We start from the raw sequence: 20,120 nt of genomic DNA, 5'->3' as shown, positions 1-20,120 counted from the left end.
CAGATCCTCAGCGTCACTCTCTTCGAGAAAACCTCACTCGAACAGGCCTTTTCAGCCCCCGATTACACTATCCCCGTCCGCCCCGCTCCTAACCAATTGCAACTGTTCGACTTGTAAGCCGGACAGTAGTGGGGGGAGGGTTGGGGTGGCGGATGGTTCGGTGCGCGTGGGGGAGAGTGCCCGGAGTGAGCCGAATCCGTTGAGCGAATGAATCCGCCGCTCGAACCGCGGGAACCCCCGACTCACGGCCGCTGTCGCGTCCATGATCGGGGCTTCACCTGCATCGCGGGATCACGCATCCGGCGGTCGCCACAGTCCGCGGAGGCAGACTTCGTGTGTTTCGAGGCGCGGTTTCAACCGCCGGACGGAACATCGGGGCCGACACCTCGATCCACCTCCATCCACCTCCATCCACCTCCCCCACCGATCTTCATCAACCGTGGCCGCCTCTGCCATCCCTCCGCCACATCGATCGCGTCGTCCTCCGTCTCACCTCGACCTGCATCGGCCCGGGTTGATCTGCTCGACCTGCTGATCGCGCCGCCTGCATCGATCCGCGTCGTTCCTCATCGCCCACGTTGATTCCCTCAACCGTCGAGCGCATCCCTCGTCGCCATCGACCTGCATCGGCCTGCGTCGAGCCGCGGCGGGTGGCATCGGCGGCACTCCATCGAACGACCCTGATACGCAATCCCGCACCACGAACCTCGTCCCTGGGCTTTCCTTTCCGGCCCGGACCGTGTAGCCTGTCCGCTCCAGCCAGAGATCATCCTCACGAGTGACGGGAGCGAGCATGGAGGTGTTCACCGAGGCATGGTGCGTGGCCTGCTGCGAGCGGATGAACGAGAGCGAGGCGTACCGCCAGGCCGCCGCCACCTGGGAAGGGAGCGCCGTGCTGGTGATGACGGCGGACGCGACGCAGGGCGTTCCCGAAGAGCGCGCCGCCTGGCTGGACATGCACCACGGCGCCTGCCGGGGCACCCGCATGGCCACCGACGCGGACTTCGACGACGCCGCGTACGTCTTTGAGTCGGACCCGGCCACCTGGCGCCGGCTGCTGTCCGGCGACACCGACCCCGTGGCCGCGGCCATGGCCGGCAAGCTGCGGCTGACCAAGGGCAACCTGTTCACGCTGGCCAAGTACGCCCAGGCCGCCCGGGAAATGGTGGTCGCCGCCGGGGCGGCGGGCGGTACCTTCCCCGCCACGGCCGGCTGACCCACATCACTCTCCCGCCGCGGCGCCGCGGCGGGACTGCGCAGGAAGGTGCGTTCTGACGCTGCATCGCAGGGACCTGTTCCGACTGCCGCTGGAGCGGCTCACCTCCGGTCTTCACCTTCCGCACCGGCCCCCGCGCCGCGCGCCGGGGTCGGAGCCCGGGCTGCTCATTTCCGCGCCCGACGCCACGCCGCCGCGCATCAGCGTCATCGCCTACGGCCCGCTGGAAATCACCGAGTGCCCGGTGGACGAGTTGGGGCTGCTGGAGCGCATGCGGGGCAACTGGCCCGTGCTGTGGGTGAACGTGGACGGCGTGGCCCACGCGCCCACCATCGCCGAAATCGGCAGGATCTTCGGGCTGCACCGGCTGGCGCTGGAGGACCTGGGCGACGTGCAGCAGCGCCCCAAGGCCGAGGTGTACGACGACGAGCACCTGTTCATCACGGCGCGGATGGCGCGCATGACGCCGGCGCTGGACCTGGAGCAGATGGGAATATTCCTCGGCTCCGACTTCGTCATCACCTTTCAGGAGCGCCCCGGCGACCCGCTGGACCCCGTGCGCCAGCGCATCCGGCAGAACCGCGGCCGCATTCGCCGCTGCGGGCCGGACTACCTGGCCTACGCCGTCCTGGACGCCATCGTCGACAACTACTTTCCCGTCGCCGAGGCGTACGCCGACATGCTGGACGACCTGGAAGAGGAGGTGCTGGGCACGCCCACCCGCGCCACCATGGGCCGGCTGCACGGCACCCGGCGCGAACTGATGTCGCTGCGGCGCGCGGTGTGGCCCATGCGCGACGCCATCACCGTGCTGAGCCGGGACCAAGTGCCCCTGTTCACCCCCGAAACCCTGGTGTACCTGCGCGATACGCAGGACCACTGCATTCAGGTGATGGACCTGCTGGAATCCTACCGCGAACTCGGCTCGTCGCTCACCGACCTGTACCTGTCGTCGGTCAGCAACCGCATGAACGAGATCATGAAGGTACTCACCATCTTCGCGGCCGTGTTCATCCCCCTCAGCTTCATCAGCGGGATCTTCGGGATGAACGTGGACCACCCCGACCCCGTCTGGTGGTGGAACCTGCCCTTTGCGGCGGGGGTGATGGCCGGCACGGCGGCGCTGGTGCTGCTGTGGGTGGCGTCGCGCGGATGGATCGGGGGCGGCGGCCGGGAGTGACGGAACGGTGGGGGATGAAAAAAGGGGGGCGCACGGCGGTATCCCGTGCGCCCCCTGCCGTTCGGCCCCGCTCACGCCTCACGCCTCGCGGCTGTCCGTTTTACCGCTCCGGCCGCGCCGCGCTGGGGCGAAAGTTGGGAATTCTGCGCTCCCGTGGCCACTTTGTACATGTCCGGGTACCCGATCGGAGCGCATCGAATGTATCCTCACCCGCATCAACAGCTTACGACATTTCTTGCCGGAAGCTCCGATCCGGTGCTCCGCGGCGCGATATGTCTGGAAACATGCGGAAAGTGGTTGATTGTGTATCAGTAGCAGATGTAGCAAACGGTAGCTTTTGCCCAATGGCCCGCTGTAAGGTTTTTTGGCACTCCCTCCCAGAGCCGTCCCATGAAGATCCGCGCCGCTCTTTCGCTGCTCGCCGTTGCCGTCACCGTCTCGCTGGGTGCCTGTTCCGGATCGGTCACCGCGCCCGAGGTTCGCCCGGATGCACGCGTGGCGCTGGACAGCGTCGCTCCGCTGCTGGACAACACCGCCGGAGACTCCACCGGCCGCACCGGCGGCCCGATCGGTTCCGGAAACTAGGCGGCTCCCGCCGGCTGGCTGGTCCGCGTCAGCGCTGCCACGAACAGGTCGGGCAGCGGGGTGAACACGTCCCTGTTCGCCCGCGCTTCCAGTTCCGCCCGCCGCCGGATGGAGTGCAGCACGGATTCCGTGGCGGCGATGATCTTGCCTTCGCGCCGCTCGGTCGCGGAGCGCAGGGCGCGGTCGCCGTATTCTTCGGCCATGGACCAGTCCGACAGGCTCGCCGCGCCGTACGCAATGCCCAGCAGCGCGCGCGGCGCGGAGTCTTCCGCCGCGCCGCTGGCGAGAATGTCTTCCATCTGGTCCAGCGCGCGGTTGAACGCCGTGCCATCGCCCGCGCCGCCGGCCGCGCGGGCCACCATGCTGAGCACCAGCGCCTGCTCCGGAGCCCCGGTCAGGTGATCCAGAAGCACGGTGGCGACGCGCAGCGCCTCGGAAAAGCGCCCCTGCAGGATCCAGTAGTACGCCACGTCAAACGCCAGCCGAACGACTCCGGAGGTGTTGGAGTCGTACGCCTCCAGCGAGCTCTGGGCGAGCTGTTCGGTGTCCGGCCCCACACCCGTCTCCAGTTCGGTAATGAACAGGTCGTGGTACGCGCTCCCCTGCAGGTCGCTCAGGTGGGCGCGGCGCGCCGCGCGCAGGCACCGCATGTAGGCGCGCTTGGCCGCGGGGAAGTTGCCGCGCTGAAAGAACAGGTTTCCCACGCCGGAGTAGGAGCGCGCGTAGATGCGCGCGTCGCGGTTGCGGCGGGCCTGCACGATGGCGCGGGCATACCAGCTTTCCGCGCGGTCGTACTCGGCGCGGCGGCGGGCCAGGCGGCCCACGGAATACGCCAGCGCCGCGCTCTGCGGGGCCGCCTGCGCCGCCGCCTGCATGAACTCCAGCGCGGTGCCCAGGTACCCACGCTGCTCCGCCCACAGCGCCACCCGCCTGCACGCGTTCACCAGCCGCGCCGTATCCATGGCCGCGGGCGACTCCAGCAGCCGCTGCAGCACGGAAAACGGGGCCACCAGCTCCGTATCCAGCTGCAGCCCCGCAAGCTCCGCCTCGCGCGCGCCCGCCGCCGACCCGGCGAACAGCCCGCCGCGGCGCGAGGGCGGCGTGGAGGCCCACGCCGTCACGTTGCGCACGCACTTCCACAGCACCACGCCCAGCGGGCCGCGCACCTCGTCCAGAACCTCGAGCGCGGCCATGGGCTCCACGCCGCGGGTGATGGCGGGGGGCACGCGCGTGCGGCGCGAGGCGGGCTTGGCGGATTGGGACGCGGGCATCAGCAGGCTACCGGTGAGCGCATTGCAAGGGATACGGCCGGAAATGATTGCGCATGAGGTTCACCCCGCGGGGCCGAACGCGCAAGCCCGCGGCACGGCGGCAGCGCGGTTTTCCCCCGGTGGAGCGTGATCCGCGTGCTTCGCGGGCCAAAACCTGAAGCGGCACTCATTCCGCCGATGGACCGCACGTGGAACGTGGACGCCGTGGAAGACGGGCTCGTGGCCGTGGTGCGCGCGTTCGCCTGAACCGGGCGGCCAGCGAACATGTCTCGAGCGCTCCCGAACCGCGCGGCGTTGCAGGATGACGGCGGCGATCTGCATGTGTAACGACGATCCCCCTCACCGCGTCACATCGGACTGTCGACAAATTTCGCACCTCCACATCCGCTGAGTGCGGCAATGCCCGCAACCGGCGCTGCTGCATGCGGATGCGCTTGGGCGAGCCGGGCCGATCCGGCGCATTCAGGTGCGCCGGAAAGGGGTCATCGCCCGCTCACGCCGGCGGTCTCACGGCTGCGGGATCGATGGGGATGAACAGCGCGCGGCGGCATCCCCGATCGCGTCTTTTGATCGGTGGAACCGGCTGATCTGGATCCGCGGGACGACCGGATGGGACGCCGATGGACGGACCAGGATGACGGATCGGCCCCGGCGCCTTGTCGACGAATTCGCCGGGCGGGCTGCGATCCAGTTGTTTGGTCGAAAGCTGGATGGAAACGGATCGATGTGTGGGCGGCGCCGCCCCTCCTCAGGACCGACGGGCGGACCTGATCGGCGACGCACGAAGCTGATGTACGCCGGAGGGCGGAGAAGCGAGAAGGGCGCGCGGAACCGATCCGCGCGCCCTCCCTGTTCAGCGCTCCGCGGGGATGGCGTCCGCGGCGTCCAGGCTGACGGTCCACAGCCAGTCGCGTTTGGCGCGCGAGACGGCGATGACTGTTTCCGGCTCGTCGCCAATGCGCACCCGCACGAAGCGGTAGCTGGTAGGGATGGTGATGGTGTAGTCCGCCCGCGACGTGATGGAGTTGCGCACCAGCACGCCGTCCGCGGTGGGCTGCAGCACCTCGCCGCGGCGGCCGGACACCACCTGCCCCTCGCCGCTCGCCGTTTCGCGGATCCAGATGGCCGCCGAGCCGGCGCGCTGCCGCGAGGCGAAGCGCACCAGCACGTAGTTCACCGCGGGCCGGAACTGCACCGGCGCCGAGGTGCCCGGAGGCGGCCCCGGACGCGCCGTGGTGATGGCCGGATCGCGGCGGCGGGCCTGCGGTTCCGCCACCGCCTCCGCCGCGGGAGGGGCGGCCGGAGCCACGGCGGGCGCGGCGGCCACCTGCTCCTTGCGGCCCAGCATGTCCAGCAGCCCCCGCGCGAACGGGCCGGGGCTGTCGCCGGACAGGCGCTCCACCGCGCCGCCCACCCAGGCGCGCCCCGGCGGCGTGCCGAACGACACCGTCAGCAGCAGCGCCACGATGGCGGCGGCCTGCAGCAGCGCGCGCCGCTGCCCGCCGCCGGACCGCGCGCGGAAGCGGGCCGCCTGCACGGCGGCCAGCGCCTGTTCGCGGCGTTCCGGGTTCACCGGCACGTCCACCGCCGGCAGAAACGACGAAACATCCCGCGCCGTCCGCTGAAAGGCTTCCAGACGGGCGGCGCAGTCGGGGCAGGTGTTCAGGTGCGCCCGGGCCAGGCGCTGGCGATCACGATCCAGCCCTCCACCATCATATCCGGCAAGGTCGGCGTCTTCCAGATGGGAAGGCGACCCGATCCCGAAACTCATCGCAGACTCTCCGAGGTTGGGGCGAGCTCAACGGACAGCTTGTTGAGCGCGCGCGCCAGCATGGTGCCCACCGATCCCGTCGTCGTACCGACCGCCGACGCGATTTCGTGGTGGGCGAACCCCTCCTCTCTCATCAGCAGAACCGTGCGCTCCTTGAGGGAGAGACGGTCCAGGGCGGCGCGCACCACGGCGCGCCGTTCCGCGCCCTCCGCCGCGGCGTCGGGCGCGAGCGGCCGGTCGCCCATGGGGGCGCGGTCCGGCGACCCGCTGAGCAGCTTGAACCAACGCGAACGTGCACGCGCGTTGTCGCGCACCACGTTGGTGGCCACCGCGAACAGCCAGGCGCGAAGGTGCCTGTCCTGCGGCGGCCGCTCCACAAGGCGGACGAAGGCTTCCTGCGCGGCATCAGCCGCCAGGTCGCTGTCGCCCGTCAGGCGGACGAGATAGCGGAACAGCGCGTCGTAGTGCTCATTGAAGAGCTGCGTGACGTTCATGTGCTGTTCCGGTGAGGGCGAAGCAGGCGACAAGACGTTCCGTCCCTGAGCCGTGCGCTCACTGGTTCGGGTGGGAAACGATTGGACCGGCCGACTTCTGACCGGCGGGCGGACGGCGGGGAGAATTCCGGGGCATGTATGGCGCGGCCGGGAGGCCGCAACCCACGCTGTAACCTACGCGGACGCGGGCCCCGGCGGGAGGGGGCGCGGGGCGGTATTCCGAAAACTTTCCGGCCGCCTCACTCCGTCTTTCGGGCGCGGCGCAGGTCGTTGACCACCGCGTGCGCGTGGCGCGTCGTTTCCGGCAGGCGAAAGCGCGACAGGCGCAGCACCCACTCCACGGCCGTGGCCAGGTCCATCCGGTGCCCGGCGGAAACGTAGACGGGTTTGGTTCCGTCCCGCGTGCGCACGGCCATCCCAACCACTTCGTCCTTGTGGATGAGGGGCGCCGTATCCCCGCGTTCCATCCCCAGCTCGCCGTGTTCCCCCACCAGCAGCGTCTTGGCGCACCCGATGGTGGGCACGTCCCACAGCACGCCGCCGTGGCAGGCCAGCCCGAAGCGGCGCGGATGCGCGTAGCCCTGCCCGTCGAACACCACCAGGTCGGGTTTCGCCGCCAGCCGCTCCCAGCACGCGTGCAGCGGGGGAAGTTCGCGAAAGCTCAGGTAGCCCGGCACGTAGGGAAAGCGCAGTTCTTCTTCCGCCGTGGCGGTTTCGGCGACGGCGAGGGTCTGCGCGTCCAGCACCACCAAGGCGGCGTGGCCGAAGTGGCTGAAGCGCTCCATGGACACGTCCGCGCCGGCGATCCACCGCGGCGCAAAGCCGGCCGGTGGATGGGCGATCAGCCGCTCGCGAAGCTCCTGCTGCACGGTGCGCGCTTCTGCCACGGTCATCTCCCACCGGGGCGGCGTCGTGTCGTCGTAACTCATCGATGGATATCAGGTTGCGTGGTGCGTCCATTTTGGGCCAGCCGTGTGCCGGCGGGTACCGGGCTGGCCGCTTTCGCGCGCGGTGTAGACGCCCGGCGCGGGCGCGCTATCTTGCGGAAATCACCTGTCGCGGAGGGCCCCATGGCCTTCCTCTCACCCCTCGTCCGGAGCCGACCAATGGAGCGCACCCGCTTTGTGGACCACAAGGGCAAGCGCATCCTGCTGCTGGATTACTCCGGCATGACCAGCCCGGAGGACGAGATCACGGAGATCCGCCACTCCATCGAGGTCGTGGCGGGGCAGGCGCGCGACTCGCTGCTGGTGCTGACCGACGTGTCGGACGCGCGGTACAACGCCGCGTCGCTGCAGGCGCTCAAGGAACTGGCGGCGCACAACGCGCCGTTCGTAAAGGCCAGCGCGGTCGTGGGGATTACGGGGCTGCGGCGCATTGCCTACCAGGCCGTGATCGTATTTTCCAAGCGCAACATCAAGGCGTTCGACACGCGGGACGCGGCCAAGGACTGGCTGGTGACGCAGGGCTGACGGGCTCGCACGTCCCGCGCCTCGTCCGTAGGTCGGGTGAGATCACGTGCGTCACGCGAGGTTGGCTTGGCGGAAAGTAGATCCTTCGTCGGCGCCAGAGTCCGGTGTGGCGGAAGGTGCGTCCGGCGCCTCCTCAGGATGACATGGCTGGGAGCCGCTGCGGCGAACCGTACGCCCGCACGCCCGCACGCCCGCACGGCGTGAGTGGGGCTGTAACCTGATGCCGCACAAAACCATGTCATCCTGAGGGAGCGTGCGCCGCTCTCTCCGTTGCGTCGAACCGTGCGCGACCGAAGGATCTACCATGCGCCAAGCCAACGTGGCGCCACGCACGGCAGTTCTCACGGGAAAGTCGATCTTCCGTCGCCGCGAAGGTACGGCGTACCGCTGCGCGGCTCCTCACGGGCGGCGTGGGGCGTCGTGGCACCATCCAACGAAATTCATCGGCTGAATCTGACCCCGCGGGCCGCACAGGGCCGCGGGGTTGACTTGCATCATCCCCATCCCTGATATTTAGACCATCGTCTAATAGACGATTGGCTAAACGACGAACGAGGGTGCACCGGGATGCTGGACGCCACGCTGCGCGCACTGGGCGACCCCACCCGCAGGGAGATCCTGCGGGCGCTGCGCGCGGGCGACCTGACCGCGGGGGAGATTTCGTCGCGCTTTCCCATGACGGCCGCATCGGTTTCGCACCACCTGTCCGTGCTGCGCGAGGCGGGCCTGGTTCGCAGCGAGCGCAGCGGGCGCAACCTGGTGTACTCGCTGGAAACCACGGTTTTTCAGGATTTTCTTCAGCAGATGATGACCATGCTGGGAAAGGAAGGCGAGGAATGAGGAGCCGGTGGACGGCCGCGGCGCTGGTGGCGGCCATGTGGGCGATGACGCTGGCCGTGTACTCGCGCCTTCCCGCACGGATCGCGACACACTGGGACATGCACGGCACCGTGGACGGGTGGATGCCCCGCATGCCCGGCGCCTTTCTGCTCCCCTTCATCGCGGCCGCGAGCCTGGGGCTGATGCTGGGCCTGCCCCGCCTGGACCCGCGCCGCCGCAACGTGGAGCGCTTTGGCCCCGAGCGCATGCTGCTGCTGAACATGACGGCGCTGTTCATGGCCGCGGTCCACACGGCGACGCTCGCGTTCTCCCTCGGCTATCCCGTCGATATGCGGCGCGTGACGCTGGCCGCCGTGGGCCTGCTGTTCGTCGGGATGGGCAACTACCTGCCGCGGATAAAGAGCAACTACTTCATCGGAATCCGCACGCCGTGGACGCTGGAGAACGAGAACGTCTGGCGCCATACGCACCGCGTGGGCGGACGGGCGTTCGTGGGCGCCGGCCTCCTCTTTATCGTCGCGGCGATGCTGCCCGAGGCGGCGGGAATGGTGCTGGTGATGGCGGCGATCGCGATCGTGGTGATCGTGCCGATGGCGTACTCGTACGTGGCGTACCGGCGCGAGATGGCGGGCGGCTCGCGGTGAACGGCGGACTTCTACCGATCAGAGAGATGATGAACAGGGACGGATTCCGGCTCGCCGCGCGGGCCGCGGCGGTGATGATGGCGTTCGGCGCGGCGATGCCGCTGCGCGCGCAGGTGGACACCGCGGCGGCGGTGCGGGCCGCGACCGCGTGGGCGCAGCTGGTGGACGCGGGACGCTACGAGGACAGCTGGAACGCCGCCGCGCCGACGGTGCGCGAAAACGTTCCGCTCGCCGCGTGGACGTCCAGCCTGCAGCGCGCGCGCGCCGCCGTCGGCGCGGTGAGCGGGCGGACGCTGCAGACGGCCGCCGCCTTTGCCGCGCCGCAGGGCGCGCCCGCGGGGGAGTACGTGCGCATTCTGTTCGCGCTCACGGGCGCCAGCGGAAACGGCACCGAGACCGTGGTCATGATGCGCGACACCGGCGAATTCCGCGTGGGCGGCTACTTCGTGGCGCCGCGCGCGACGGAGCGGGCGGACTACTCGGCGCCGGCGGGCGCGCCGTACACGGCGGAAGAAGTGACGGTCACGCTGGCCGGGCGCACGCTGGCGGGAACGCTGACGATGCCGTCCGCGCGGCGGGGGCGGGTGCCGGCGGTGGTGCTCATCACCGGCTCGGGGCCGCAGGACCGCGACGCGGCATCGCCCGCCATCCCCGGCTGGCGCATGTTCCGGCAGATCGCCGACACGCTTTCGCGCAGAGGGATCGCGGTGCTGCGGCTGGACGACCAGGGCACCGGCGCCTCGCGCGGGATGGCGGCGCGGGTGACGACGGAAAGCTTCGCGGAAGACATCACCGCCGCGGTCGCGTTTCTGCGCGGCCGGGCGGAGGTGGACCCGGCGCGGGTGGCGCTGGCCGGACACAGCGAGGGCGGCCTGATCGCACCGATGGTGGCAGCTTCCGATCCCCGCGTTCGCGCGGTGGTGCTGATGGCGGGACCGTCGTGGAGCGGCGCGCGCGTGCTGGACTACCAGACGCGCAACGGGCTGGCGGCGGCGGGGCTGAGCGGCGCCGCGCTGGATTCGGCGCTGGCGGCGGCGCGGGTGCAGCGCGACTCGCTGGCGGCAGCGACGCCTTGGCTGCGGTGGTTCATGGATCACGATCCGCTGCCCACCGCGCGCCGGGTTCGCGCGCCGGTGCTGGTGATGCAGGGCGCCACGGACCGGCAGGTGACCCCGGAGCAGGCGCAGGAGCTTGCGGCGGCGATCCGCGCGGGCGGCAACCGCGACGTGACCGTGCGCGTGTTTCCGGAGACGAACCACCTCTTTCTGCACGATGCGGACGGGACGGCGGACGTGGCCCGCTACGCCGCGCTGCCGGACAAGAAGGCGTCGCCGGAGATCCTGGGCGCGCTTGCGGACTGGCTCGTCCTGAAGCTGCGCTGAGGGAAGAACAGCCGTTTCACACGGAGGGCGCGGAGGATGCACGGAGGTCACGGAGGAGTCGCTCCGTGGCCTTTCGCCTTTTCGGGGAAGCCGCGGTCACTGTTCATCCCCGGCGCGAGCGAGCCGTGCTTCAGAATGCAGACGGAGTGGATGGATGATGGACTTCCCCAGCCTGACGACCTTCCTGGCCGGCCTGGCCGAGAACAACCGCCGCGAGTGGTTCGAGGCGAACCGGCCGGAGTACCAGGCGCTGCGCGAGCAGTTTACCGCGTTCGTGGGCGAGGTCATCGAGCGCACCGCGGATTTCGATGACCGGGTGCGGTGGAAGAACCCCGCGGAGTGCCTGTTCCGCATCTACCGCGACGTGCGGTTCAGCAACGACAAGCGGCCGTACAAGACCACGTTCAGCGCGTACATCAGCGAGCAGAACCGCCGCCAGGCGCCGCCGGGGTACTACCTGGAGGTGGATGAAGGCGGGACGATGATGGCGGCGGGCGGCATCTGGCTGCCTCCCGCCGAGCCGCTGGCCCGCATCCGCGCCTACATCGCCGAGCACCCCGAGAGGCTGCAGAAGGCGCTGCGGTCGCGCGGGTTCGGCAGGATGTTCGGCGAGCTGCAGGGCGACTCGCTCACCCGCCCGCCGCGCGGCTACACGGCTGACACCCCGCTGATCGAGCACATCCGCCGCAAGAGCTGGATCGTCTGGCGCGAAACGGATGCACGCACGCTGGCCCACGACGACGCGCTGGCGTGGGTGACCGAGACGTTCCGCACCGCGCTTCCACTCGTGCGATGGGTGCGCGGCGCACTGGAGAGGCCCCCGCGGACGAGACAAACTGAAGGGCCTCCCGCAGAGACGCAGAGAAAAGAGGAAGACGGGTCTCACACAGAGTCAGCAGAGTTAACAGAGTGATTCTCTGTTGACTCTGTTAACTCTGTGTGAGGCTTTCTGTTTTCTGTTCTTTCTCTGCGCCTCTGTGTCTCTGCGTGAGACCCTTCTTTTCAGAAATCGTCGAGGATGTCTTCGAACTCGCCCGCCATGGTGGGGTGCCCGTGGCGCGTGGCGGCCTCGATGCCGCGGCGGTACGCATCCGCCGCTTCCTCGTGGCGGCCCAGGTGGCGGAGCGCGACGCCAAGGCGGCCCCAGGCGTTGCCCTCGTCGTCGGCGCGGGCCAGGTAGTCGCGCAGGGTCTGGGCGGCATCCTCCCACCGCTCCGCCTTTTCGTACTCCAGCGCCAGGCCGAACCGCGGGCGCGGGTCGTCGGGGTGGGCCGCCATCATCTTGTTCAACGCTTCGATCCGCGCTTCGGCACTCACGGGCTTTCCTCCAGGCTGGGGATGATGGTGATCGTCATCGCCCTACCCGCGATCCTCGTTCCGCGACGGCGGCGCGTTGTGGCCGGGAGCGCGGGGCGGTATCTTGTGGACTTGCAGAAACCCGTCCCGGAGAGGCACATGGCGCGTCCGCGAGAGCACATCGTCGCGAATCTCGAAGCGCTGTACCGCGAGGCCCATGGCCGCGCGCAGGCCGTCGCGGACCAGGCCGAAATGGCGCGCCTGGACTTCGGATTCCGCCGGGACCAGCTTTACCTGGAGGTGCTCCTGGACGTGCGCGAGCTGCTCGCGCCGGCTCCGGCGAGTCCCGAGGTGCAGAAGGGGGACAAGTCGGTCCTTGAGCAGATCAGCAATCTCCGCGACCTCACGCGGCTTCCGTTCGGACGCTGACCATCCGCGGTTGAAGCGGCCGGCCGGCACCGGGGGACGCTCGCCGCTGGCGGTGGTGTTCCTTACCGTGTTTCTGGACCTCGTGGGGTTCGGAATCGTCATTCCCCTGCTGCCGCTGTACGCCCAGCGGTTCGGCGCGGGGCCCGTGGCGGTCACCTGGCTGGTGGCCGTCTATTCGCTCATGCAGTTCTTTTTTGCGCCGTGGTGGGGGCGCCTGTCCGACCGCGTCGGACGGCGCCCCGTTCTGCTGGTGGGGATCGCCGGCGCCTCCATCTCGTACCTCGCCTTCGGCCTCGCGGGCTCACTGACGGTGCTGTTCATCGCCCGGGCAATCAACGGCGTGATGGGCGCAAACGTGGGCGTGGCGCAGGCCTACATCGCCGACATCACCCCGCCGTCGGAGCGCGCACGGGGGATGGGGCTGATCGGTGCAGCGTTCGGAATGGGCTTCATCTTCGGCCCGGCTATCGGCGGCGTGCTGTCGCGGGTGGATCCCGCCGCGCCCTTTCTGGCCGCGGCCGCGCTGGGCGCCTTCAACGGCGTGCTGGCCTGGTTCCGCCTCCCGGAATCGCTTCCCGCGAGCGTGCGCGCGACGATGCCGCCGCGCGAGACCGGCCTGCGCGCACGGTTTGCGACACTGACGGGCGCGGGCCCCCGGCTGCGCGGCCTGTACCTGACCTCGTTCATCACCACGCTGGGGCTGGCGGGAATGGAGGCGACCTTGGCGCTGTGGGCCGACCGGCGCTGGGGATTGACGCAGGAGACGGTCGGCTACGGCTTCGCGGTGATGGGCGTGGTGGCCGCGATCGCGCAGGGGCTGCTCGTGGGCAAGCTGGTGAAGCGCATCGGCGAGCGGCGTTCGGCGCTGCTGGGGCTGGTGCTGATGGCGGTGGGGATGGCGGGCATTCCGCTGGCGCCCTCGCTTCCGCTCGTCCTCGTGGCCGCCGCGGTGTTCGCCATGGGGCAGGGCGCCACCGTCCCCTCGCTGACGGCCATGATCAGCCACCAGGGCGGCCCGGCGGAGCAGGGAAAACTGCTGGCCGCGTCTCAGTCCCTTTCCGCCATGGGCCGGGTGCTGGGCCCGTGGCTGGGCGGGCTGGCCTTTGCGCACGTGGCGATCGCGGCGCCGTACCTGGCCGCTGCCGCGCTGGCGCTCTTTGCCCTCGTCGTGCTTTCCGCGACACTCAAGACGACCACGGAGGCTGCCGCATGATCCGTCCTCGCGCGCTGCGCGCCGGCTCCCGCATTGCCCTCGTCGCCGGGGCGGGGCCCATCCCACAAGGCAGCCTGGCCCGCGCGGTGGACCGCGTGCGCGGCTTTGGCTGGGAGCCGGTTCCCGGTGCATCGGCGGAGGCGCGCCACGGCTACCTGGCGGGCCCGGACGAGGCGCGCGCCGCGGACCTGAACGCCGCGCTCGCCGATCCCTCCATCGACGCCATCTGGTTCCTGCGTGGCGGCTACGGGACGATGCGCATCCTGGAGGCGGTGGACTGGACTGCGCTTTCCCGCCATCCCAAGGCGCTGATCGGCTTCAGCGACAACACGGCGGTGCACCTGGCGGCGCAGCGTGCGGGCGTCGTTTCGTTCCACGGCCCGCATCCGCACACCCCGGAGTTTCCCGACTTCGCGCGCGACACCTTTTATCCCATGATGACGCGAGCGGTGGCGGCTGGCGTACTGCCGTTTCCGGCAGACAGCGCGGGCGCTGCGGAAACGGTGACGGGCGGCGTGGCGGAGGGGCCGCTGGTGGGCGGAAACCTGGCGCTGCTGACCGCCACGCTGGGAACGCCGTACGCGGTGCGGGCGGAGGGCGCGATTCTGTTCATCGAAGATGTGGGCGAGCATGCGTTCCGGCTGGACCGCATGCTGACCCATCTGCGCCTGTCCGGCGTGCTGAAGCGCGTGGCGGGGATCGCGGTGGGCGCCTTTTCGGAGCAGCCGGACGCCGGGGACCAGGACGTGCCGCTGGCGCTGGAACTGGCGCGCGAGCGGCTGGGCGACCTGGGCGTGCCGGTGGCGATGGGATTCCCTTTCGGCCACGTGGATGACAACTGGACGCTGCCGCTGGGAGTGCGCGCGCGGCTGGACGCGGACCGCGGGACACTGGAACTGCTGGAACCGGCGGTGGCGGAGTGAGCGAAATGGATGGGATGACGAGGATTTCGGTCGGCTTGGAGCAGGGCGCGGACGGCGGATTGATGGCGTATGCGCTCTCGCTGCCGGGATGCGCGGGCGTGGGCGCCACACCGGAAGCCGCCATGGCCGCGTTCGAACGGTCGCTGGTGGACTGGCTGCGCTTTCTGGCCTCGGCGGGGGAGCGCGTGCCCCCGGCGGACGCGGAGCTGGAGGTGGCGGTAGACGAGTGGATGGAGACGGATGCCGCCGTCCTGTCCGGTGAAACCGCGGTGCTGTTCGTGGACGATCTGCGCCCGCTCTCGCAGGAAGAAGCAGAGGCGGGCGTGCAGCGGCTGGGCGACCTGCGCGGGCGAATGCTGGCGCGGGTGCGGCGGCGGCGCGACGTGAACCTGGACGTGCCCGCCGCGCCGGGGATCAGCGTGCGGCAGGTGCTGGAGGAACTGGCGCGCGCGCACTGGTGGACGCTCAGCCGGCTGGGGGCGAGCCCCATGGCCGGCGCGCCGGACCACACGCTGGCGCGGCTGGACACCTCCGCCGCGCTGGTTGTGGACCGCATGACGAGCCTGTCGGACGACCAGCGCGGGATGCGGATCGAGCTGGACGGCGAGGAGTGGACGGCGCGCAAGGTGCTGCGCCGGCTGCTGTGGCTGGAGTGGACGCTGGGCGGGATGGCGCTCGCGGGGCTGGCGGCCGCCGCGCCGGCGGAGCAGGCGACGACCGAGGCGGCGGAGAGCGCCTGAGCGGGGCTGGGCGTCAGGGCGGCCCCCATTCCGCTGCGAGAGCGGATAAATCCGCCGCTCCAAAAGCGGGAACCCCCGACACGGCGCTATTCGCGCGCCGTTCGGGGCTTCAACCGCATCGGAACCAGGCTACCCGCGCCGCAATCGACGCGGCGCTGAGGTCTCCCCTCTCCGTGCGGCTGTTTGCACGGGGAGGGGCCTCCCGGCCGCGGACACGCACCAAAACCTCCGTCCCGCACGATACTGGGGTGTGCTCCCTCTCCCACATCCGTTCGTGGGAGAGGGTCGTCGCGCGGAGCGCGCGGGGTGAGGGCCACAGCCCGCGGCCGCACGCCCATCCGCTGATCGAACGAAGCTCCATTGTCCCTGGTCCGTCGCACTAACGCACCCAGCACTCACGCACTTCCGTTCCCGTGACCCTTAAGATCTACACCAAAACCGGCGACCGCGGCGAAACCGGGCTCTTTGGCGGGCAGCGCGTCCCCAAGGACCACGACCGCGTGCAGGCGTACGGAGACGTGGACGAGCTCAACTCGCTGCTGGGCGTCGCCATCGTGCACCTGGAGGCGGACGGGCAGGCGGAGATCGCCGCCGGGCTGCGGGCCGTGCAGTCGGACCTGTTCACCGTGGGAGCCAACCTGGCCACGCCGGCCGTGGAGGACGGCGGGCGCGAAAGCGCGTGGATCCCCGTCCTCCCTCCAGGCCGCACGGCGGAGCTGGAGGCGTGGATCGACGCGGCCGAGGGTGAGCTGGAGCCGCTGAAGTCGTTCGTGCTCCCGGGCGGGGCGGCGGGGGCGGCGTATCTGCACCTGGCGCGTACCGTGTGCCGGCGGGCGGAGCGGCGCGTCGTTTCCCTCTCGCACATCGCGCACGTGGGCGAGGAGTGGATCATGTATCTCAATCGCCTGTCAGACCTTCTGTTCACGCTGGCGCGGCTTGCGAACCGGCGCGCGGCGGTGGATAATGTTCCGTGGGTACCGAATCCGCGCGGCGGTGTACAAGCGGGAAGTTGATCCACCGCGCGTGCGGTGACGCCACATAAAACGGAGAAAAAGCGATGCCGTATCCCGAGATGATGATCGCCCCCATGCGCCAGGAGCTTACGCGTCTGGGCGTGCAGGAGATGAAGTCCGCCGACGAAGTGCGCACCACGCTGGGCGAGGCCGCCGAGCCCACCCTGCTGGTCGTCAACTCCATGTGCGGATGCGCGGCCCGCAACGCGCGCCCGGCCGTGGCCATGGCGCTGCAGAACGACCGCAAGCCGGTGAAGCTGACCACGGTGTTCGCCGGCCAGGATCTGGATGCGACGGCCGCCGCGCGCCAGTACATCCACGGCTATCCGCCGTCGTCGCCATCCATTGCGCTGCTCAAGGACGGGGACGTGGCGTTCATGCTGGAGCGCCACCAGATCGAGGGCCGCTCCGCCGACGCCATCGCCGAAGACCTGGTGAACGCGTTCAACCAGTACTGCTGATCGTTTTTGGACGATGATGAACGCCCCCGCTCCGGATCTGGAGCGGGGGCGTTTTTCGTGGATGAACGGCAACACCGTTTCACGCGGGGGACGCGGAGGGAGCGGAGGTGCGCGGGGGGAACAGCGTGGGGAACAGCGGGAAGGACGGAGGACGATCACCCTGAATCTCCTCCACCTTCCCGTCCTCCGCGCCTCTGCTGCTCTGTGTGAGGCTTTCCGTTGGCTGTTCTCCGCGTTCCCCCGCTCCCCCCGCGTACTCCGCGTGAAATGGTGTAGGGCAGCCGCCACACGGAATCAGCCAAGGCCGCGCGGGCGGACGGCGCGCTCCACTATCGCCAGCATCGCATCCACGAGGAGCGCGAGCAGGGCGGCGGGAATGGCGCCGGACAGGATCATCCGCGTATCGCTCAACGCCAATCCCGCCACGATGGGATCGCCCAGCCCGCCCGCGCCGATGAACGCCGCCAGCGTCGCCGTCCCCACCGCGATCACGGCGGAAGTCCGCACGCCGGCCATGATGGACGGCGCCGCGAGTGGAAGCCGCACCTGCCGCAGCACCTGGCCGCCGCTCATCCCCAGCGCACGCGCGGCTTCCACGGCACGCGGGTCGGCATCGCGCACGCCCGTGTAGGAATTGCGGATGATGGGATACAGCGAGTACAGAAAGAGCGCCGCCAGCGCCGGCGCCGTCCCGATCCCCAGCAGCGGGATCATGAACGCCAGCAGCGCGATGCCGGGAATGGTCTGCAGCAGCCCCACGCCCCGAACCGCGCCCTCCGCCGCGCCCGCGTGCGCCCGCCCCAGCAGCACGCCCGCCGGAACCGCCACCGCCGCCGCCGCGGACAGCGACACCAGAACGAGCATCAGATGACGGAGCGTGAGGCGCCCCAGTTCCCCGCGCCGCGCCCACAGGTACGCGCCGAACGACCCCCGGCGCGCCGTCGTCTCTGTCCGCGCGGTGGCGGATGATGCGCTCCCGCCGAGGCCAAGCGCGCGCAGCGCATCCGCCGCCACCCGCGCCACCGGAACGCCGTCCACCTCCACGCGGCGGTTGAGGGCGCGCATGGTCGCCACGTCCAGGCGCCCGCTCAGCAGCGTCAGCTGTGCGACGGCATCGGGCCGTTCCCGCCACAGGCGCGACGACACCATCGCCGCCGCCTCGTACGGGGGAAAGAACGCGCGGTCATCCTCCAGCACCGTCAACTGGTAGCGGTCGATCATCCCGTCCGTGGAGTATCCGTCGATGACGTCCACCGCGGATTCCGCCAGCGCGGGGTATTTGACCGCTTGGACGAGCGGCCGGACGGAGCGCAGCCGCAGCCCGTACGCGGCCTGCAGCCCCAGAAGCCCGTCATCGCGCCCGATGAAGTCCGGCGTGAGCCCGGCCGTAAGCTGCGGCGCCGCACGGGCCAGGTCGCTGAGCGTGCGCAGCTTGTACTTCGCCGCCGTCTCGCGCCGGACGGCGATGGCGTACGTGTTCTCGAAGCCCAGCGGCGGCAGCCAGTGCATGTCCCACCGCGCCGCGAATTCGCGCGACACCCGGCCATAGACGGCGCCCGCGTCGCCCTCCGGCTTCTGGTTGAGGATGGCGAGCAGCCCGGTCCCCGTGTACTCGGGATACACGTCCACCGCGCCGGTGCGCAGCGCGCCGAACGCGATCTCCGTCGCGCCCAGCCCCGGCCGCCGGTCCACCGCAATCCCGCGCGCCTCCAGCAACTGCGCGAACATCTCCGCCAGGATGTACGACTCCGCGAACGGCTTGGACGCGATTACGACGGGGCGGTTGCGCGTCGCCGGAGCGGGGCGGGCCGATCGGGATGATGGAGCGGGACCACGGTTCTGTGCGAGCCGCGGGCTGTGGCCCTCACCCCGCGCGCTCTGCGCGACGACCCTCTCCCACGAACAGATGTGGGAGAGGGAGCACACCCCAGTATCGTGCGAGACGGAGGGCTCGGTGCGCGTCCGCGGCTGGGAGGCCTCTCCCCCGGCCCCTCCCCGTGCAAACAGACGCACGGAGAGGGGAGAACTGACACCGGGGCCTCCCGCCTCGCCGCGGTTGAAGCCCCGAACGGGGCGCGAATAGCGCCGTGTCGGGGGTTCCCGCTGTTTGAGCGGCGGATTTATTCGCTCCAGAGACTCTGGCGCCGCACCAATCCTTGCGCCCGCCACCAAACCATCCGCCCCGACCAACCCTCCCCCAGTCTTTTTTGGGGGAGGGTGGGCCGGTGGTGCCGGCCCGGGTGGGGGCCGCCCGTGAGATTCGCCCGCCGCGCTCATCAATCCCGCAATCACCATCGCCCCAACCAGAATCCGCCTCATCCGCCCCCCAGCCGTGCGCGCGCCACCAGCCCCGCCACGTACTCCGTCTCCGGCGCGCGGATCAGCGTGTCCGCGTCCCCGGTCTGCTCCACGCGCCCGCGGCGAAGGACCACGATGCGGTCGGCCAGGAGCGCGGCCTCGTGCAGGTCGTGCGTGACGAGGACGGCGGTGATGCCCAGTTCCCGCCGCAGCTGCGCGAACGCGGTCTGCAGGTCCGCGCGGGTGATGGCGTCCAGCGCGCCGAACGGCTCGTCCAGCAGCACGATCCCCGGCCGCGCCGCCACCGCCCGCGCAATCGCCACCCGCTGCCGCTGCCCGCCGGAAAGCTCGCGCGGCCACCGCGTCCCGAACTCCCCCGCGTCCATCCCCACCCACGCCAATGCCGCCGCCCCGCGCGCGTCCGCGTCCGCGTCGCCCGCCAGGCGCGGGACGAGCGAGGCGTTGCGCAGCACCGTCCAGTGCGGCAGCAATCCGCCATCCTGCTGCACGTAGCCGATCCGCCGGCGCAGCGCCACGGGATCCGCGGTGGCGGCATCCGCTCCGTCGACCATCACATTCCCGCCATCCGGGTCCGTCATCCGGTTGAAGCAGCGCAGCAGGGTGCTCTTTCCCGAGCCGCTCTCGCCCACCAGCGCCACGCACTCCCCCGCGCGCACCTCCACCGACACGCCGTCCAGCGCGCGGACGGCGCCATAGCGCTTCACCACGCCGTGGGCGGCGAGCATGGGACCAGCGATGTCGGAAGATGAATGCATGTCGGCCACGGCGAGAGATGAGCGTGAGCCCACACACTGGCGACGAACCGGGCCCGGCGGCAAGCGCCCGCGCCGGATTCCGTCCATCGGCGAACAACAATCGTTACCCGCCACAC

The 20,120-nt window shown here is 70.3% G+C and carries 21 protein-coding genes; 14 read left to right on the top strand and 7 right to left on the bottom strand.

Features of this window, described 5'->3' with window-relative positions; all coding sequences use genetic code 11:
* Positions 1–793 precede the first annotated feature (793 nt).
* The 3 genes from HNQ61_RS13240 (at position 794) to HNQ61_RS13230 (ending at position 2,981) form a co-directional block, all read left to right on the top strand.
* Complete coding sequence (locus tag HNQ61_RS13240) at positions 794–1,216, top strand: SCP2 sterol-binding domain-containing protein (protein WP_170033606.1); 423 nt, start codon at positions 794–796, stop codon at positions 1,214–1,216.
* 244 nt (positions 1,217–1,460) lie between these two features.
* Complete coding sequence (corA, locus tag HNQ61_RS13235; RefSeq protein WP_170033604.1) at positions 1,461–2,396, top strand: magnesium/cobalt transporter CorA; 936 nt, start codon at positions 1,461–1,463, stop codon at positions 2,394–2,396.
* A gap of 390 nt (positions 2,397–2,786) precedes the next feature.
* A complete protein-coding gene (locus HNQ61_RS13230) occupies positions 2,787–2,981 on the top strand; it encodes a hypothetical protein (RefSeq protein WP_170033602.1) in 195 nt (64 codons plus the stop codon).
* On the opposite strand, the gene HNQ61_RS13225 is transcribed toward HNQ61_RS13230, so the two are convergent.
* The 4 genes from HNQ61_RS13225 to nfi all read right to left on the bottom strand — a co-directional run bounded on the left by HNQ61_RS13225 (position 2,978) and on the right by nfi (position 7,446).
* On the bottom strand, positions 2,978–4,252 hold the full coding sequence (locus HNQ61_RS13225) for a tetratricopeptide repeat protein (RefSeq protein ID WP_170033600.1): 1,275 nt from the start codon (positions 4,250–4,252) through the stop codon (positions 2,978–2,980). The two genes, HNQ61_RS13230 and HNQ61_RS13225, sit on opposite strands and share 4 nt — an antisense overlap.
* A gap of 853 nt (positions 4,253–5,105) precedes the next feature.
* Entirely contained in the window at positions 5,106–6,023 is a 918-nt protein-coding gene (locus tag HNQ61_RS13220; RefSeq protein WP_170033598.1) for an anti-sigma factor family protein, read from the bottom strand.
* Positions 6,020–6,517 (bottom strand): RNA polymerase sigma factor, encoded by a 498-nt coding sequence (locus tag HNQ61_RS13215; protein ID WP_170033596.1) that lies wholly within the window; start codon positions 6,515–6,517, stop codon positions 6,020–6,022. Before HNQ61_RS13215 ends, HNQ61_RS13220 begins: the two co-directional genes overlap by 4 nt.
* A gap of 239 nt (positions 6,518–6,756) precedes the next feature.
* Entirely contained in the window at positions 6,757–7,446 is a 690-nt protein-coding gene (gene nfi, locus HNQ61_RS13210; RefSeq protein WP_170033594.1) for a deoxyribonuclease V, read from the bottom strand.
* 177 nt (positions 7,447–7,623) lie between these two features.
* Here nfi and HNQ61_RS13205 point away from each other — a divergent pair, with 177 nt between their 5' ends.
* From HNQ61_RS13205 to HNQ61_RS13185, 5 genes are all read left to right on the top strand, one after another.
* The gene (locus tag HNQ61_RS13205) at positions 7,624–7,989 is read left to right on the top strand and encodes a hypothetical protein (RefSeq protein WP_170033592.1); all 366 of its coding nucleotides are present in this window, start codon (positions 7,624–7,626) and stop codon (positions 7,987–7,989) included.
* 570 nt (positions 7,990–8,559) lie between these two features.
* Positions 8,560–8,829: an autorepressor SdpR family transcription factor gene (locus HNQ61_RS13200; protein ID WP_170035913.1), complete on the top strand. Its 270-nt coding sequence runs from the start codon at positions 8,560–8,562 to the stop codon at positions 8,827–8,829.
* Positions 8,826–9,473 carry an SdpI family protein gene (locus tag HNQ61_RS13195; protein WP_170033590.1) on the top strand — a complete coding sequence of 216 codons (648 nt, stop codon included), beginning with the start codon at positions 8,826–8,828 and terminating at the stop codon, positions 9,471–9,473. The genes HNQ61_RS13200 and HNQ61_RS13195 overlap by 4 nt, the downstream gene beginning before the upstream one ends.
* A gap of 26 nt (positions 9,474–9,499) precedes the next feature.
* Complete coding sequence (locus HNQ61_RS13190; protein ID WP_170033588.1) at positions 9,500–10,855, top strand: alpha/beta fold hydrolase; 1,356 nt, start codon at positions 9,500–9,502, stop codon at positions 10,853–10,855.
* 154 nt (positions 10,856–11,009) lie between these two features.
* Complete coding sequence (locus tag HNQ61_RS13185; protein WP_170033586.1) at positions 11,010–11,768, top strand: DUF2461 domain-containing protein; 759 nt, start codon at positions 11,010–11,012, stop codon at positions 11,766–11,768.
* Positions 11,769–11,857: 89 nt separating this feature from the next.
* On the opposite strand, the gene HNQ61_RS13180 is transcribed toward HNQ61_RS13185, so the two are convergent.
* Entirely contained in the window at positions 11,858–12,172 is a 315-nt protein-coding gene (locus HNQ61_RS13180) for a tetratricopeptide repeat protein (protein ID WP_170033584.1), read from the bottom strand.
* A gap of 138 nt (positions 12,173–12,310) precedes the next feature.
* On the opposite strand from HNQ61_RS13180, the gene HNQ61_RS13175 reads away from it, so the two are divergent.
* From HNQ61_RS13175 to HNQ61_RS13150, 6 genes are all read left to right on the top strand, one after another.
* Complete coding sequence (locus HNQ61_RS13175; RefSeq protein WP_170033582.1) at positions 12,311–12,580, top strand: hypothetical protein; 270 nt, start codon at positions 12,311–12,313, stop codon at positions 12,578–12,580.
* A 10-nt stretch (positions 12,581–12,590) separates the two neighbouring features.
* Positions 12,591–13,793, top strand: coding sequence for an MFS transporter (locus HNQ61_RS13170; RefSeq protein WP_170033580.1), 1,203 nt, complete (start codon positions 12,591–12,593; stop codon positions 13,791–13,793).
* Positions 13,790–14,716 (top strand): S66 peptidase family protein, encoded by a 927-nt coding sequence (locus HNQ61_RS13165; RefSeq protein ID WP_170033579.1) that lies wholly within the window; start codon positions 13,790–13,792, stop codon positions 14,714–14,716. The genes HNQ61_RS13170 and HNQ61_RS13165 overlap by 4 nt, the downstream gene beginning before the upstream one ends.
* Positions 14,717–14,730: 14 nt before the next feature.
* The gene (locus tag HNQ61_RS13160) at positions 14,731–15,456 is read left to right on the top strand and encodes a type II toxin-antitoxin system HicB family antitoxin (RefSeq protein ID WP_170033578.1); all 726 of its coding nucleotides are present in this window, start codon (positions 14,731–14,733) and stop codon (positions 15,454–15,456) included.
* Positions 15,457–15,869: 413 nt separating this feature from the next.
* Complete coding sequence (locus HNQ61_RS13155) at positions 15,870–16,469, top strand: cob(I)yrinic acid a,c-diamide adenosyltransferase (RefSeq protein WP_170033577.1); 600 nt, start codon at positions 15,870–15,872, stop codon at positions 16,467–16,469.
* Positions 16,470–16,513: 44 nt separating this feature from the next.
* Positions 16,514–16,930, top strand: a complete 417-nt coding sequence (locus HNQ61_RS13150) for a BrxA/BrxB family bacilliredoxin (protein WP_170033576.1) — start codon at positions 16,514–16,516, stop codon at positions 16,928–16,930.
* Between the two features lie 294 nt (positions 16,931–17,224).
* On the opposite strand, the gene HNQ61_RS13145 is transcribed toward HNQ61_RS13150, so the two are convergent.
* Both HNQ61_RS13145 and HNQ61_RS13140 read right to left on the bottom strand, forming a co-directional pair.
* On the bottom strand, positions 17,225–19,207 hold the full coding sequence (locus tag HNQ61_RS13145; RefSeq protein WP_276510204.1) for a glycine betaine ABC transporter substrate-binding protein: 1,983 nt from the start codon (positions 19,205–19,207) through the stop codon (positions 17,225–17,227).
* 38 nt (positions 19,208–19,245) lie between these two features.
* Positions 19,246–19,974 carry an ATP-binding cassette domain-containing protein gene (locus tag HNQ61_RS13140; protein WP_205761365.1) on the bottom strand — a complete coding sequence of 243 codons (729 nt, stop codon included), beginning with the start codon at positions 19,972–19,974 and terminating at the stop codon, positions 19,246–19,248.
* Positions 19,975–20,120: the final 146 nt, after the last annotated feature.

The sequence above is a fragment of the Longimicrobium terrae genome (assembly GCF_014202995.1).
GTDB lineage: Bacteria > Gemmatimonadota > Gemmatimonadetes > Longimicrobiales > Longimicrobiaceae > Longimicrobium > Longimicrobium terrae.
This window is presented reverse-complemented; position numbering and strand designations above follow the sequence as displayed.